We start from the raw sequence: 14,739 nt of genomic DNA on the forward strand, positions 1-14,739 counted from the left end.
CATATTATGTTATTTTAGAGAATATCGACTTAAATCCTATCCAGCACTTTCAGAATTAAGTCATCAATCACCTGCTCTGTGTTGGTGGCAAATTCATGGGTGATGCGGTTGGCCACAATGGCGTTCAGGGAAAGTACTTCGTGGCCCAGCAAACGGCCCAAGCTGTAAAGTCCGGCCGTTTCCATCTCGAAGTTAGTGAACGCCACGTCTTCATATTTGAAATCGCTTAGTTTCTGAATCACGTTCTCAATTTTGGGCTGAAGCCGCAGCAACCTTCCCTGTGGCGCGTAGAACCCCGGGCAGGTAAACGTGTTGCCGTGAATCATGTCAAACGCAATCTGCTCGCGCAGTAAATCAGAGCCTTTCACGCAGTACGGCAAGAACCCGAGACCCAACGCCAACTGCAGGTTCACGGCAATTTCAGTTTCATATCCGGTTTCCATCAAGGGGTAAAACTGCATTAAGGTGTCTAAGCCCACGGCGTATTCTGTGGCCAGATGGCTACCCAAATGCACGGCCGGTTGCAACGCCCCAGACGTTCCAATGCGCACAATCTTAAGCGAGATTCGGTCCTCTACGCTTACTTCTTCCCGGCTCACAAAGTCAATGTTCACCAGCGCATCCAACTCGTTCATGACAATGTCAATGTTGTCTGTACCAATGCCCGTGGACACCACTGAAATGCGCTTTCCTTTGTAATAGCCCGTGTGCGTCACAAATTCGCGCTTGGCCACCTGCACCTCAATGGAGTCAAAATACTTGCTCACCTTGGCCACGCGGTCTTGGTCGCCCACCGTGATAATGGTGTCAGAGATTTGCTCGGGCAACAGGTTGAGATGGTAAATGCTGCCATCTGGGTTCAAAATCAATTCAGACTCCGGAATACGGGCCATAGTTCATCGTTTTAGTAGGTGGAATATTCTCTAAATTTCGCCAGTAGCGAAAAATGAAAGTAAAATAAAAAGCGCCTGACGCTGCCGGTTTAGAGCAACATCAGGCGCTTTACTAATAAAAATATAGCGTTACACGGCCTTGGGTTGCTCCGTCTTGCGGCGGTTCAGACCTTTGTACGGGTTGTAGCCATTGGTGTTCTTTTGATAATAACCGGAGCCGTCATACGGACGTTTTTCGGGATGTTCCTGGCAGGTGGTAGAGCAGGCACCGTCCAGTTTTACGCCACAATTTTCACAGATGGGCACGTGAAGGTTGCACTGCGGGTTGGCGCAGTTTACCATTCTATCTGAAGGCGTTTCGCAGACGTGGCATTTGGAGATGACCACGGGGTTCACGGTGTTCACGTCCACGGCAATGCGGTTGTCGAAGACGTAGCATTTGCCCTCAAAATCCTCGCCGCCGGCCTCCATGCCGTATTTGATGATGCCGCCGTGCAGTTGGTACACATTCTCGAAGCCTTTCTCCAGCAAGAACGCGCTCGCTTTCTCGCATTTGATGCCGCCGGTGCAGTACGTCAGGATTTTCTTGCCTTCGTACTTCTCCTTGAGGGCGTCTATCTGTTCCGGAAAATCCCTGAAATTCTCAATGTCCAGCGTGACGGCATTTTTGAACTTGCCCATGCTGTGCTCGTAGTCAGACCGAACATCCAGCACTACCACGTCTTCCTGATCTTTCATCTGCCTGAACTCCAGCGGCGATAAATGCACGCCGGTTCTTTGCGTGGGGTCAATGTTCCGTAGCCCCGCATGCACAATCTCGGGTTTGTGGCGTACATGCAGTTTGGTGAAGGCGTGCTCGTCGGCGTAATCCACTTTAAAGTCGATGCCCGTGAATCTGGGGTCTGATTTGACTTCGGCCATGTAGGCTTCGCAGTCTTCCACCAAGCCAGAAACGGTGCCGTTCAACCCTTCGGGCGCGACAATAATGCGGCCCAGCAGGTTCAACTTGAGACACAGCAAATGGTGCTCCTCGCGGAAAGCTTCCGGGTCTTTAATCTTGGTGTAGTGGTAATAGAGTAAGATACTGTAGGTTTTCATACGGCTTAGTTTCAAGCTAAGTGTAGGGTTAATGTGCTAATTTTTGAATGTGCTAGTGTGCTACTTCTTCCTGCAACACCAGCGTTTCTGTTTTGGTGCGAATTTAGAAAATAGAGCCCGAAAACGGAAGCCCCACCCCAACCCCTCCCCAACGGAGAGGGGCTATTCTGAAAATGCGTTTTTGGCTTCACTTCTGAAAACGGAGCTTAAAACGCAGGAATAAAACCAGTCAATTACTTTATCGCAAAGCCCCTCTCCGTTGGGGAGGGGTTGGGGTGGGGCTACACCGCCTTCGCCGGGTTCCCGAAGACCGTCTGCTTAGCAGGCACATCGGCTACTACCACGGCACCGGCACCTACGCGGGCATTCTTGCCGATTTTCACACCGGACACTACCACGGCACCGGTGCCAATGAAAGCACCTTCGGCCACGGTCACGCCGGGGTTAATAATAGCACCAGCACCTAACGTGATGTTGTCTTCCAGCACGGCGTTGGCATCTACCAAGGCCCTTCCGCCAATCAGGCAGTTGTCGCCAATTTTGGCGTTGGCGTTCACAATGGCCCCGGCCTGAATGAAGTTGCCGTGGCCCAGCCACGCGTGCTCAGACACGTAGCTGAACTTGTGGATGGCATTCACGGGCACCACTTTGTAGTCATTCTTGAGCATGTTGGTGAGGCTTTTGCGCGCGGCCATGTCTTCGGCGGCCACAAACACATCGCACTTTTTGCCCAGAAGTTTAAGAATATTTTCGTCCTCAGTATTGCCCATCACCGTAATTTCGTTGATTTCCTTCTGCTGAAGCGCCACCTGGTCATCTAAAAAACAATAGACAATTACATCATTGCTCTGGAAGGCGTCTAGCGCCAATACGCCCAGTTCCTGGGCCCCTAATATTACTACCGGATTCTGCATACGTTCTGTTTTGGTTCGGTTCCCGATGTGTTTCAGGAAATCCTGATTTCTGTTTTCGGCCCCGTTTCTGAGAATGAGCCCGAAAACGGAAGCGTCTGCAAAAATACGTAAAGAAAACGGATTAGACTCAGCCCTTGTCTTTTGCGGTAGAACCAGTCCATTTTTGCCACCAGCCGGGCAACGGTCCCCACGCAATTATTACCAGCAGAAAAAACGGCAATAGCGGCGCACGGTACCTGAACAGCGAACCCAGATTAGGCGTGGGCAAGGCCACCAACACACCCGCCAGCACAAAGAACAGTAACAAAACCGCCACAAACGAGGGAAGTTTAGGCAGACGCCTAGTTACAGCCTGATGGATGACTGCTGCCAAAACCAAAACGAGCAACCCAAGATTCTCCACCGCGGCCAGTTTATAGAACAAAGGCGCTGGTTCCCACACAAACGGCCTGAACAGCATCTGCCACAGCGCCTGTGGGGCATTGACTAAAACTGACCAAAGCGTAGGCTCCAAATAAGCTAAATGCAGAATTGGTTTGGCAGGGTCTGAAATAGCCAGTAGGTTATTGTAGTTGTACAGCAAATGCTTCAAAAAGAAGTTAAGCGTAAATGTAGGATGCAGAAACGAAGCCAAAAACGCCCCAAGGCTCAGCAACAGAAAATACGTTACCACTTGGCTCGCTTTTGCATGCAACCAATGAATTCGCCGCGCAAGTTCTTGCACTACCACGTAAGTACTAAGCAACACCAACAGCACCGCCGCCAGGAAAAACTTAACCCTCCAGAAAAGCCAGATGCATACTATAAGTAGCAGAAACTGTTGCCAACTATTGCCACCTTCGCGCCTTGCAAGTTGCAGAACCAACCCGATGGTGAAGCACATACTCCCCATAAACAAACTGTCTTTGGAGAACCCGCTGGTCCAGAACACCACGCTAGGGAAGAACAGAAACGCCACCGTGGCGGCAAACCCATAGTCAGGAAAGTATCTTCTAAGGCGCTGCACCAGAAACCAACAGCCCCAGAAACTGAAAAGGCTCAAAAAAAAGCTGGCCCACCAGTAAGAGTTGCCAGAAAGCAGATACAGCAGGCTGGTAGGTTTCAGGAAGAAAAACGAGTTGTAGAACGGCTTCCAGGGCAATTGAAGGACCCCCACGTCATCCAGAAACAGAAACCGGAGGTAGGCGGTAGCATCGGCCTTGGCTAAGTCGGTCACTTGTATCGTGATTTCATGGTGGTACCAGGTATCGCCCAGCCCTAAATAATTTCGATACAGCCAGCCAAAGGCCAAACCGCACCCCAACTTAAACCCCAACGCTGACCAGAAAACCAGGTCTTGCCTGCTTCCTTTCACAGAACGCCATAGCAGGTAGACCAGAAAAAGAAAGACCGGAATGGGAAGCCAGTTCAGCAGGTTCATGCGCGCGGGAGGTTCTGTTTCATCAGGCGGTGCCCGATGGTGCAATGTACGCATTTCCTGGGTGTGCAGAACGTGTGGTACAGCCCCAAAAGCGCCTGAGAATCGGCGGCGGAGGTGTGCGGGAAATTTAGGCCCGTGTAAAGGCGCGTGATGTGGTTATTTTCTTTGCCCAGTTTTTCCAACAGCGCAATGGCTTTTTCTAAGTAGGCCGTATTGTCCATTCTCTTAGCGTAGGCTACCAGCAAAGGGGCCGCCACGTTAATCAAAAGTCCCTGCACGCTGTCATCGCCTATTTTAAGAAATGGCTGCGCCGAAGGTTTGCCCGGCAGCGAGTGCTGTTGCCAGCACGCGGGCACCGACTGCCGGAAATAGGAAAACCATTCTTCCCTGGTCTCACAGGCCACCAATTCAGACCACAGGTGTTCATGGTTTAGCAATACCGCCAGAAACTGCCCCAACCGCACCGCCGGGAAATTGGCCGGCCGCAACCGAAGGTAATTCCAGGCGCTTTTGGGCAGCGGCTCCGGCAGACTGTGTTTCTGGGAAAGGTAGCGGTGCTCTTTAGCTAAGGTTAGAACGTGTTCATCTGAAATTTCTCCTTGATTCAACATTCCGGCCTGGCCAAACAGCAAGGCCTCTAACTGCTTGGGAAAAGTTCTGTAGCGCTGCACTAAAGTATAGGGAACGACCTGCCCCAGCCGCAGAAAACCGTCTTGGTTAATCTTAAACCCGAAGCCCGCGGCCATGGTCTGATAGACCGTGCTTTCCCAATCTTGCCGGTTCTGCTGCAGACGTTCCAAGACCAACTCGGCCTTAATTTCCAGTCGTTCCATAAGGGCTTTGTCTAGCATAGAGGACTTGAAAATAGATTCTACCTTATGCACCTGCTCGGCGCAGGGAATCACGGCCTGGCTCCAGAGTAGTTCCTGGTACTTCGCCTGCAAGGGCAACTCCACCCGGCCGGCTAGTTCCAGCGTGGGAATGGCGGTTCCTTCTTCGCGGAGCACGGGTTCATCGTCTTCCCAGACCACATGCAGCACTACTTGATTGTATTTGCCGTCGTGCTGGTGTTGGTGTTTTCGCCAGTCCGAGGCTTTTAGGTGCAGTTCCACGCTGCCTATCCATTCGGTTTCGCCAAGTTTGAGGCGGGCGTTGAAGAAGTCTGGGCCGGCGTTGGATTTGTTGTAAACGCCCGGATGCAGGATTTGGACAGGTTCGCCCGCCGAAGTGAGGAGCTGCTCCTTCCGGAAATATTGGTATTGCCACACGTAATGCAGAAAATCCTCCTTCATAGAACAGCCCTTGGTGCTACTTCTTCCCTACGAAGAACCGGCACCAAGGGCTGTTCCGTTTTTGGCTTCGTTTCTGGAAATGAAGCCAAAAACAGCTTACTCTTGCGGAAGAAACTCGTTCAAATAACGGTTCATCTCCTGCTGCATGGTCAAGGCGGCGGCTCTGGCTTTCTCCGCGAAATCCTCACCCTGTGACGCATAGATAATCTGTCTGGATGAATTCACCAGCAACCCACAGGTGGCGTTCATGCCGTATTTGGAGATTTCCTCCAGGTTTCCGCCCTGCGCGCCCACGCCGGGCACCAGCAGGAAATGGTCGGGGGCAAGGGCCCGCACGCGCTCCACGTAATCACAGCGGGTGGCGCCCACCACGTACATCATGTTGTCGGCGGTGCCCCAAGCCTGGCTGCTTTGAATCACTTTTTCAAACATGAAATACGATTTACCCTCGGAGACCACGCTCAGCAACTGAAAATCTTCGTGCCCTTCATTGGAGGTCAGCGCCAGCAGAATGACCCATTTATTGGGGAACTGCAGAAACGGCTGCACCGAATCTGCGCCCATGTACGGGGCCACCGTGAGCGAATCAAAGTCCATTTGTTCGAAAAACGCGCGGGCGTACAACTCAGAAGTGTTCCCAATATCGCCGCGTTTGGCATCTGCAATGGTGAAAATATCCTGCGGAATGGCTTGTAAAGTTCTCTCCAAACTCACCCAACCTTTGGGTCCGTGGGCTTCATAAAACGCGATGTTGGGTTTGTAAGCCACGCACAAATCTGCTGTAGCCTCAATAATCTGGCGGTTGAACTCAAAGATAGGGTCTTCATGCTGCAGCAGGTGCTTCGGGATTTTGTTCAGGTCTGTGTCCAGGCCAATGCACAGGTAGGAACGCTTGCGCTGGATTTGCTCAAAAAGCTGTTGTCTGGTCATGGTAGGTTTGCGTAGCGGTTGAGTGTAGCAAAGCTAAGCTGTTTTTAGCTTCGTTTTCAGAAATGAAGCCAAAAACGGGATTTGAATTTTTGTTACGGTCATTCTGGGCATTCTTAGTGCAAAAAGCAGTTGTCATCCTGAGCGCCGCCGAGGGATTTAACGAAGATTTTTGCTTCTGCTTCTTCGCCGTTGTTGGTATTATCACCAACGACCTAAACTGCGGCTCCAAGTGTGATTGTGCCTGCAGTTTGCCTTCCTTTCAAATAACCGCTTACTCCTGAGTTTTACAAGACGGCTTGTTTCATAGTTTAGCTCCGAGCGCTCACGGCCGCGGGGCCCCGCCTTCCCCTCTCGCACTGTACCAGCTTCCTGGCGCCTTCGGCACCCGCCTACCGGCGACGGAACCTGCTTAGGCGCTCGATGGAAAGGCTGGAAAAGGTGCACGTTGATAGGCAGTCTGCCAGGTAAGACCTCACAGGTTTTGAAAACCTGTGAGGTCTGCGCCAATTTATCATTTTCGGGCTCTAGATTGGAAATGGAGGCGAAACCAACAAAATCTTCCCTACCGCAAGTTTAGCGCGAGCGTAACTTGTGGTTAAACACGTTGTAAGTTTACAAACTTACGTGAGTTGATAAACTCACAACATGGAAAGCCACAAGTTACGCTGCGCTAAACTTGCGGCAGATTAAATTGTAGAGACCAGGCACTGCCTTGTCTCTACGGCTGAGGAACCGATAAACTCCTGCTCAAAAGACCTCGAAGTGTGCGAAGCTCCTACGAGCGTCTCCGCCAAATCCGTTTTAGGCTCCATTTCCAAAACAGAGCCCGAAAATAAAAAAAGCCCCCACTTACGTGAGAGCCTTTTCTTGCTACTTAATACCTGCTACCTGATACTACTATCGCAGGTCCACTACTTTCACACCTTTGTATTTCGTCTTGTCAAACGTGAAGGTGCTGGCGTTTACCGGCGGGTTGGCCGTAAATTTCTTGATAGTATACGTATAACGCGTGCCGTTTTTGCGGAACATCTTCCAGGATTTCAGGGAGTTGTCTTTCTTGCTGATGTGCAGACGCACCTTGAACACCTGGTTGTTGCGGTCATCGGGGGTGAGGTCAATCACGTGCACGGTTTCGCCGGCAATTTTCTCCTCGCCGCTGTGCACATACTTATAGCCTTTCTTGTAGAGGTTGTAAATCTGGTCGGGGGTGAGTTCCTGCTCCTCCGGGTCGAAGTCTGAGATGTTCACCTCGTTCTCCTTTTTCATGTAGGTCCAGATGGTGGTGCCGTTGTTGATGATTTCCTGACCGGCCACGGCCAACCTGAACTTATTCCCCGACACAGTGATGTCACCGGCGATGGTTTCCTTCACTTTGGCCTGGGGGCTTTCCAGCAATTGGGTAAAACTTACGCTGTAGGCTTTCATGGCCTGGTACTTTTTGCTCATGGCGTCCAGTACTTTCAGGGCCTCGGGGTCTTTGGGGTTATTCTGCGCACTGGCCACCTGCACCAAGGTGAAAAAAGCCAGCAGCATAGAGAATATTCGTTTCATGGTATCTATTTAGGTTGAATGAATGCAAAAGTGCTTACGGTTGCATGGTATTCAATAACTGTTCCAAACTGTATTCGTCGGGAATTAAAACTTCGCGGGCCTTGCTGCCTTCAAACGGGCCTACAATACCGGCAGCTTCCAGCTGGTCAATTAAACGGCCCGCGCGGTTGTAACCCAGTTTTAATCTGCGCTGCAATAGAGACGTGCTGCCTTGCTGGTGCGTGACGACAATGCGGGCGGCTTCCTCAAACATGGCGTCTTTGTTGCTCGGGTCGAATTCGGCTTTGTCATTGCCAGATTCATCGCCCACAAATTCCGGCAAAAGGTACGCGTCTGAATAGCCCTGCTGCTCGCCAATGAAATCACAAATTCTATCCACTTCCGGCGTATCCACGAACGCACATTGCACGCGTATCAAATCTGAACCCAGTGAGAAGAGCATATCACCTTGGCCAATCAACTGGTCGGCGCCGCCGGTGTCCAGAATGGTGCGCGAGTCAATTTTAGACGTTACTTTAAATGAAATACGCGCCGGAAAGTTCGCCTTAATAATACCCGTGATTACGTTCACAGATGGACGCTGTGTGGCGACTACCAAGTGAATCCCGATAGCCCGTGCCAACTGCGCCAGACGCGCGATAGGTGTTTCCACCTCTTTACCGGCGGTCATCATCAAGTCGGCCAACTCGTCAATCACCAACACAATGTAGGGCATGAACTTGTGCCCCTTCTTCGGGTTCAGGCGGCGCTCCACAAACTTGAGGTTGTATTCCTTCAGGTTGCGGCAACCGGCGTCTTTGAGCAAATCATAGCGCTGGTCCATCTCCATACAGAGCGAATTCAGCGTGTTCACCACTTTCTTGGTATCGGTGATAATCGCTTCATCTGTATCTGGCAGCTTGGCCAAAAAGTGACGCTCAATCTTATTGAAAAGTGACAATTCTACCTTCTTGGGGTCTACCAGCACAAATTTCAACTGCGACGGATGGCGTTTGTACAGCAGCGACGTTAAGATGGCATTCAAACCAACTGACTTCCCTTGGCCCGTGGCACCGGCCATCAATAAGTGAGGCATTTTGGCCAAATCAGTGATAAAGACTTCGTTGGTGATGGTCTTTCCGAAGGCGATGGGCAGTTCCATTTCGCTTTTCAGGAATTTCTCAGTGCTCAGGATGGATTTGATGGAGACCATCTCCTTTTTCTTGTTCGGCACCTCAATACCAATGGTTCCTTTGCCCGGGATTGGCGCAATGATCCGAATACCCAAGGCCGCTAAACTTAGGGCGATATCGTCTTCCAGGCTCTTGATTTTGGAGATTCGCACGCCCGCCTCCGGCACAATTTCATACAGCGTAACCGTAGGCCCAATGGTGGCTTTGATACTCGCAATCCCAATGCTGTAGTTGCCCAGCGTCTCCACAATCTTGTCTTTGTTGGCTTCCAGTTCTTCTTTGGTCACCTGCACTTTGCCCACACCGTAGTCAGTGAGCAGGTCAATGCTGGGGTATTGGTAGCGCGGCAAATCCAACGTGGGGTCATAATTTTCACTCACCAGTTCGTCAGATTCTTCGTCTAAAACGGGCTTGGCAATGGCCAAATCCACTTCAGGTTCAGGCTCAGCCAAGGGTGCTTCCTCAAACAGTTCCTCTTCGGCGTGCTCCAATTCCAAAGCCAAGGGCACCGAAGCAATAGCGGCGGCTTTGGGCGTGGGACTCAAGGTGTTCACCGCGAACAAATCTTCTTCAGGGGCAGCCGTTTCTTCCACCAGTTCTTCCTGGGGTTCTGCTACCTGCAACTGGTTTCTGACGGTGAAAGGCGCTTCAAATTCCGGCTCGTCTTCTTGCTCATCCTCTTCCTCCAGCTCGTCAAACGTGCCCGAAGGATTGCTCAGATGATTCATACCCACCGACGGCGATGCATACACTCCTGGCTCAGAGGTCTCAAACGGCGATTTTTTGCGGTCCACGGTTTCTGAAGCTGCAGCAGTTCTTGGTCTGCCCAAAGTGGTGATGTTGAAAAAGAACATGATGAACATGCCCAGCAGAAAAGCCAGCAGCAAACCCGTTCCCCAGCCTAGCAGACTCTGCAGCCAGATGGCGCTTTCATAGCCAATGGCGCCGCTGGTAAACCCGAAACTGTCGGCTACTTTGCCGGTCAAGACCACGTAACCCGCCGTCACGCTACCCCACAGCAACCCGAACAAACACAAGGTAACCACCGATGAAAATGTGACTCCCGTGCGCCGGAACACAATTTTATAGCCTATGTAAAAGATGATGGGAATGAAGAAAAACGAGGCGACCCCAAACCAGCGGTTGATGAAATAGTCAGACACCCAGGCCCCGAACAAGCCCAGCCAGTTCTCAGATTCCAGCCCGGCGTCTTTGACCGCATCTACCGTCACCGACTCCACCACGCTCTGGTCTGCCGCGCCCGTGAACAGAAACGACACAAACGCAATGGCCAGATACAGCGAGGAAAGCAAAAAGAAAAAGCCCACAAACAGCTGCAGCCGGCGGTCTTTCAGAAACGAAAAAGAAAGCTGCGGCGCGACAAACGGCTTGCGGGGCGCCCTGGGTTCTTTAGGCGCTTTGGGCGCGCGGCTTTCTACCTTTTCCTTCGGCTCGTTCTGCATGCGCGGCGCATTTTTAGGCCGAGGCGCATTTCCCACTTCACGTTTATATGTATTCGTAGCCATACTATCTCCAAACCTCAAATCTACATTTTTTCAGGCAATCTGCCGTCAAGAAACTTTGTGTATCTGCTTTGTGAAATATAGGGATTTTCTATAGTTGGCTTGGGGAAGTATGAAATGATTTGAATTCCCGTTTTGGGGCTCATTTCTGGAAACGGAGCCGAAAACAGAGCCTGTACTTTTACTTTTATACCTCGCCTGCTGCCTTGGAATCATAAACTCTGCTGTTCGGGATTTATCAATCCCGAACCACTCTGTCGGGGATTTGCAATCCCCTTCGTTCTAATTCATTTACATGAACACGGGGATTGATAAATCCGGAAGAGCGGTGATTCATAAATCTGGAAGAATAAAAAAGCTTACCATGCTTCAAGTTTTCAACTTGGAGCAACCCACCGAGCAAGTTTATCAACTTGCGTACTTTGCCAAACAAGCTCTAAGGAAGTTTATAAACTTCCAGCGTGCATAGCCACAAGTTGAAAACTTGCGGCAGGAATTGTAGGCGTGCGTTTTCGGGCTCATTTCTGAAATTGAAGCCAAAAACGTTATTCTTTTAAAAACTATGGCGCGGAAGTTACTTCCGTGCCTAAAGGTCAGCTATGTAAGTCACGGAAGTAACTTCCGCGCCATAGTTAAGGTAGGAATGGGTAATTCAAAATTCCCGTTTCAGGTTCATTTCCAAAAACAAGCACAAAAACGGAAATCTATTTCTGCAACAACCGCTGATTAATCTGCTTAATCAAACCAGGGCCTTCATAGATAAAGCCCGTGTACAACTGAATCAAATCTGCCCCGGCGGCTAGTTTTTCCAGCGCATCTTCTGGGGTCATAATACCGCCAACGCCAACCAATCGCACCTGCTCCGGTAGATTTTTACGAAGGTAGCGAAGCACCTCAGTAGACGCGTTGGTCAGCGGTTTTCCGCTCAAGCCGCCCATGCCAATTTGTGTAACGGCTTTCGCCGAAGTCTGCAAGCCCGCCCGGCTGATGGTGGTGTTGGTGGCGATGACGCCGGAGAGGTTGGTCTGCACGGCAATCTCCACAATGTCATCCAGTTGCGCGTGGTTCAGGTCTGGGGCAATTTTTAGGAGCAGCGGCTTGGGTTTGGCTTTGCCTTGGTTTCGGTTCTGGAGGTTGCTGAGCAAATCCAGCAGCGGTTCTTTTTCCTGCAGCGCGCGCAAATCTGGCGTGTTGGGCGAACTCACGTTCACCACAAAATAATCTGCCACGTCATACAGCGCTTCAAAACAATAGAGATAATCCTGCAGCGCCTGTTCGTTGGGCGTGACTTTGTTTTTGCCGATGTTTCCGCCCACGATTACGCTGCTCTTGCGGCTGCGCAAGCGTTCCACGGCCTGGTCCACGCCTTCGTTGTTGAAGCCCATGCGGTTGATGATGGCGCCGTCCTGCGGCAACCTAAACAAACGCGGTTTGGGGTTGCCTTCCTGCGGTTTGGGCGTGAGCGTGCCAATCTCAATGAACCCAAACCCCAGCTCCGCGAACTCGTCAATCATGCGCGCGTCTTTGTCGAAGCCTGCCGCCAGACCCACCGGATTGGGGAATTTCAGCCCGAAGACTTCGCGCTCCAGCCGTTTGTCCTCTACCTGAAACAGACTTTTGCTGATGGACTTGGCCAAGGGCAAGCTGTATGCGGTTTTGAGGGCGTTGGTGGTGAGGTGGTGGACTTTCTCGGGGTCCAGCTTGAAAAGCAGCGGTCTGATCAGGTTTTTGTACACGGCGACGTTGGGTTTGGGCAAAGATAAAAAAAACGGCTTGCGCGCTGGCCTTCCCGCTTTACCTTCGTACAGTAAATGTAACAGACCCGGCCTGCTCCTTAACATCCTTCGCCGCAGGCCTAAACCCTATCCGCCATGAACGGAACCAAGAAATGCCCTACCTGCGGCCAATGGTCCAGCTGGAACCAAAACCCCGAGGACCGCTGCCAGCACTGCCAGGCCCCGTTAGACCCCGCGGCCGTGGCCCGCAAGCAAGACCGCGAAGACCACGCCGAGCAGCAGAAGAAACAGTTCACCGTTGACTTCATCCAGCTTGACCCCGCAGACCCGTGGCACAAACAACTCTACAAAAGAATTGGCCTGGGTTTTCAAGTGGCGTTTGTGGGCATCGTCTCTTTTATCTTATGGCTGATCGCGCTGCTGGCCGGCTAGTTTGGTCCACGTTTCGGCCGCTGTTTTGGCTGCTGGCGCTAGTGTACGTGGGGCATTTGGTTTGGCGATGGCAAGAACTCCCAAGGCCAGAGTGGGTCATTAATTACCTTGACGATTTGCTCTGCCTGCCCTTGGTCCTCAGCATCACGTTGTTTGTCATGCGCTTTTTCTTCGGGCCGAAGGTGCGGTTTTCTGGGTATCATGTGCTGTTCACGGTGCTGTATTTTGCGCTGGCTTTTGAATGGTTTTTCCCGAAGTTCATGCCGCGTTATACCGGTGACTGGGTGGACGTGGCGCTGTATGCCTTGGGCGGCTGGATTTTTTATCGGTTTTTGAATAAATAAACGCAGATTCCTCACGCATTTCGTCCCCCTTTGAAGGGGGTTGGGGGATGATTAACTCTTGCAGAAAATTGCATTCCCGAGAATCATCTTTTAAGCTTAGTAGGTTTGGCATTAAGATCTTTGACTGCCTTTGTCATCCCCCTACCCCCTTCAAAGGGGGACGAAATGCGTGAATCATTTATCTGTTTTTAGCTTCGTTTCTGAAAACGAGGTCAAAAACGTAAAACAACTTCATTTTATTTCCCGCCTTCTATGGCGCGGAAGTTACTTCCGTGACTTACAAAGCTGTTGAAATAAGTCACGAAAGTAACTTTCGCGCCATAGAGAAGCCATAGAAAAACAAAAACCTATTTTCGGCTTCATTTCTGAAAACGAGGCCAAAAACGGAAAACAACCTCCAACTTTTGCTGCCAGTATAAATAGTCTATGCAGGAAAAAGGAAACATTCACATCGGCACATCTGGTTGGCATTACACCCACTGGAAAGGCACGTTTTACCCGGTGGGCACGCCGTCCAGTCAGTTCACGGCCTATTACCTGACCAAGTTCCAGACTGTGGAGATTAACAATTCCTTTTACCGTCTGCCTACGCCAGAAACCTTCGCCGCCTGGCGCGACAGCGTGCCGGAGCATTTTCTGTTTTCAGTGAAGGCCAGCCGCTACATCACGCACATGAAAAAGCTGAAGGAGCCGCAGCAGGGCTTACAGCAGTTTTTGGGCAACGCGCAGGGACTGGGTGAGAAACTGGGCCCGGTCTTGTTTCAGTTGCCCCCGGCCTGGCGCGTGAACGTGGAGCGGTTCCGGGAGTTCCTGCAGGCGCTTCCGCCGTATTTCCGGTACACGTTTGAGTTCCGGGAGCCCAGTTGGTACCATCCAGAGATTTACGCCCTGCTACGCCAACACAACCATGCCTTTTGTATTTATGATTTGGCCGGGCACCAATCGCCGCTGGAAGTGACCGCAGATTTTGTCTATGTGCGCCTGCACGGCCCCGGCGAAAAATACCAGGGCAGCTACACGCCAGAAGCCTTGCAGGAATGGGCCAACTTATGCCTGGCCTGGGCCGAAGAGGGGAAAGATGTCTTTGTGTATTTTGACAACGACATTGGCAGCCACGCACCTTCCAACGCCATGACCTTGCAGGAATTGGTAGCTGCCGGTCGGTAAACCATTTCCGTTTTCGGCTTCATTTCCCAAAACGAGCCCGAAAACGGAAATTTCAGCGCTTTGCATTCCCCAGTACGGACAGGGCTTGACCTGTCCCCACGCATTGCTGGTCCACGCATTCCCTTTCGGGTACTTACTATTTTACTTCATGGCAAATGACTTGGCGTTGGCCACCGTTCAGGACAGGTCGCGACCTGTCCGTACAGATCTGCAAAGACTTACAACAAGAATTTATACCAACTCAAAAGCAGAACGCACGCCTTAGAA

At 51.3% G+C, this 14,739-nt stretch carries 12 protein-coding genes; 3 read left to right on the forward strand and 9 right to left on the reverse strand.

The window, feature by feature from the left end; genetic code table 11:
• Window positions 1–29: 29 nt before the first annotated feature.
• From IMY23_RS08985 to IMY23_RS09025, 9 genes are all read right to left on the reverse strand, one after another.
• Complete coding sequence (locus IMY23_RS08985) at window positions 30–893, reverse strand: nucleoside phosphorylase (protein ID WP_192821762.1); 864 nt, start codon at window positions 891–893, stop codon at window positions 30–32.
• A 129-nt stretch (window positions 894–1,022) separates the two neighbouring features.
• Window positions 1,023–1,991, reverse strand: coding sequence for a rhodanese-related sulfurtransferase (locus IMY23_RS08990; RefSeq protein ID WP_192821763.1), 969 nt, complete (start codon window positions 1,989–1,991; stop codon window positions 1,023–1,025).
• 281 nt (window positions 1,992–2,272) lie between these two features.
• Entirely contained in the window at window positions 2,273–2,905 is a 633-nt protein-coding gene (locus IMY23_RS08995; RefSeq protein WP_192821764.1) for a NeuD/PglB/VioB family sugar acetyltransferase, read from the reverse strand.
• A gap of 127 nt (window positions 2,906–3,032) precedes the next feature.
• Window positions 3,033–4,325, reverse strand: coding sequence for a hypothetical protein (locus IMY23_RS09000; RefSeq protein ID WP_192821765.1), 1,293 nt, complete (start codon window positions 4,323–4,325; stop codon window positions 3,033–3,035).
• Entirely contained in the window at window positions 4,322–5,617 is a 1,296-nt protein-coding gene (locus tag IMY23_RS09005; protein WP_192821766.1) for a DUF2851 family protein, read from the reverse strand. The genes IMY23_RS09000 and IMY23_RS09005 overlap by 4 nt, the downstream gene beginning before the upstream one ends.
• A gap of 96 nt (window positions 5,618–5,713) precedes the next feature.
• Window positions 5,714–6,547, reverse strand: coding sequence for an orotidine-5'-phosphate decarboxylase (gene pyrF / locus IMY23_RS09010; RefSeq protein WP_192821767.1), 834 nt, complete (start codon window positions 6,545–6,547; stop codon window positions 5,714–5,716).
• A gap of 897 nt (window positions 6,548–7,444) precedes the next feature.
• On the reverse strand, window positions 7,445–8,098 hold the full coding sequence (locus tag IMY23_RS09015; protein ID WP_192821768.1) for an outer membrane lipoprotein carrier protein LolA: 654 nt from the start codon (window positions 8,096–8,098) through the stop codon (window positions 7,445–7,447).
• 34 nt (window positions 8,099–8,132) lie between these two features.
• Window positions 8,133–10,796: a DNA translocase FtsK gene (locus IMY23_RS09020; RefSeq protein WP_192821769.1), complete on the reverse strand. Its 2,664-nt coding sequence runs from the start codon at window positions 10,794–10,796 to the stop codon at window positions 8,133–8,135.
• Between the two features lie 701 nt (window positions 10,797–11,497).
• Entirely contained in the window at window positions 11,498–12,529 is a 1,032-nt protein-coding gene (locus tag IMY23_RS09025; protein WP_192823729.1) for a quinone-dependent dihydroorotate dehydrogenase, read from the reverse strand.
• A gap of 135 nt (window positions 12,530–12,664) precedes the next feature.
• Here IMY23_RS09025 and IMY23_RS09030 point away from each other — a divergent pair, with 135 nt between their 5' ends.
• The 3 genes from IMY23_RS09030 to IMY23_RS09040 all read left to right on the forward strand — a co-directional run bounded on the left by IMY23_RS09030 (window position 12,665) and on the right by IMY23_RS09040 (window position 14,472).
• Window positions 12,665–12,961, forward strand: a complete 297-nt coding sequence (locus IMY23_RS09030; RefSeq protein WP_192821770.1) for a hypothetical protein — start codon at window positions 12,665–12,667, stop codon at window positions 12,959–12,961.
• Complete coding sequence (locus IMY23_RS09035; RefSeq protein ID WP_192821771.1) at window positions 12,934–13,305, forward strand: hypothetical protein; 372 nt, start codon at window positions 12,934–12,936, stop codon at window positions 13,303–13,305. The genes IMY23_RS09030 and IMY23_RS09035 overlap by 28 nt, the downstream gene beginning before the upstream one ends.
• A 426-nt stretch (window positions 13,306–13,731) precedes the next feature.
• Complete coding sequence (locus tag IMY23_RS09040) at window positions 13,732–14,472, forward strand: DUF72 domain-containing protein (protein ID WP_192821772.1); 741 nt, start codon at window positions 13,732–13,734, stop codon at window positions 14,470–14,472.
• Window positions 14,473–14,739 lie beyond the last annotated feature (267 nt).

The organism is Rufibacter sp. LB8 (assembly GCF_014876185.1).
Classification (GTDB): domain Bacteria; phylum Bacteroidota; class Bacteroidia; order Cytophagales; family Hymenobacteraceae; genus Nibribacter.

Excerpts from the sequence above, each read along its gene's own strand:
- IMY23_RS09035 (WP_192821771.1), top strand. The coding sequence starts at position 12,934 with ATGGCTGATCGCGCTGCTGGCCGGCTAGTTTGGTCCACGTTTCGGCCG.
- IMY23_RS09005 (WP_192821766.1), bottom strand. The coding sequence starts at position 5,617 with ATGAAGGAGGATTTTCTGCATTACGTGTGGCAATACCAATATTTCCGG.
- IMY23_RS08990 (WP_192821763.1), bottom strand. The coding sequence starts at position 1,991 with ATGAAAACCTACAGTATCTTACTCTATTACCACTACACCAAGATTAAA.
- IMY23_RS09020 (WP_192821769.1), bottom strand. The coding sequence starts at position 10,796 with ATGGCTACGAATACATATAAACGTGAAGTGGGAAATGCGCCTCGGCCT.
- IMY23_RS09040 (WP_192821772.1), top strand. The coding sequence starts at position 13,732 with ATGCAGGAAAAAGGAAACATTCACATCGGCACATCTGGTTGGCATTAC.
- IMY23_RS08995 (WP_192821764.1), bottom strand. The coding sequence starts at position 2,905 with ATGCAGAATCCGGTAGTAATATTAGGGGCCCAGGAACTGGGCGTATTG.
- IMY23_RS09000 (WP_192821765.1), bottom strand. The coding sequence starts at position 4,325 with ATGAACCTGCTGAACTGGCTTCCCATTCCGGTCTTTCTTTTTCTGGTC.
- IMY23_RS09015 (WP_192821768.1), bottom strand. The coding sequence starts at position 8,098 with ATGAAACGAATATTCTCTATGCTGCTGGCTTTTTTCACCTTGGTGCAG.
- pyrF (WP_192821767.1), bottom strand. The coding sequence starts at position 6,547 with ATGACCAGACAACAGCTTTTTGAGCAAATCCAGCGCAAGCGTTCCTAC.
- IMY23_RS09030 (WP_192821770.1), top strand. The coding sequence starts at position 12,665 with ATGAACGGAACCAAGAAATGCCCTACCTGCGGCCAATGGTCCAGCTGG.
- IMY23_RS08985 (WP_192821762.1), bottom strand. The coding sequence starts at position 893 with ATGGCCCGTATTCCGGAGTCTGAATTGATTTTGAACCCAGATGGCAGC.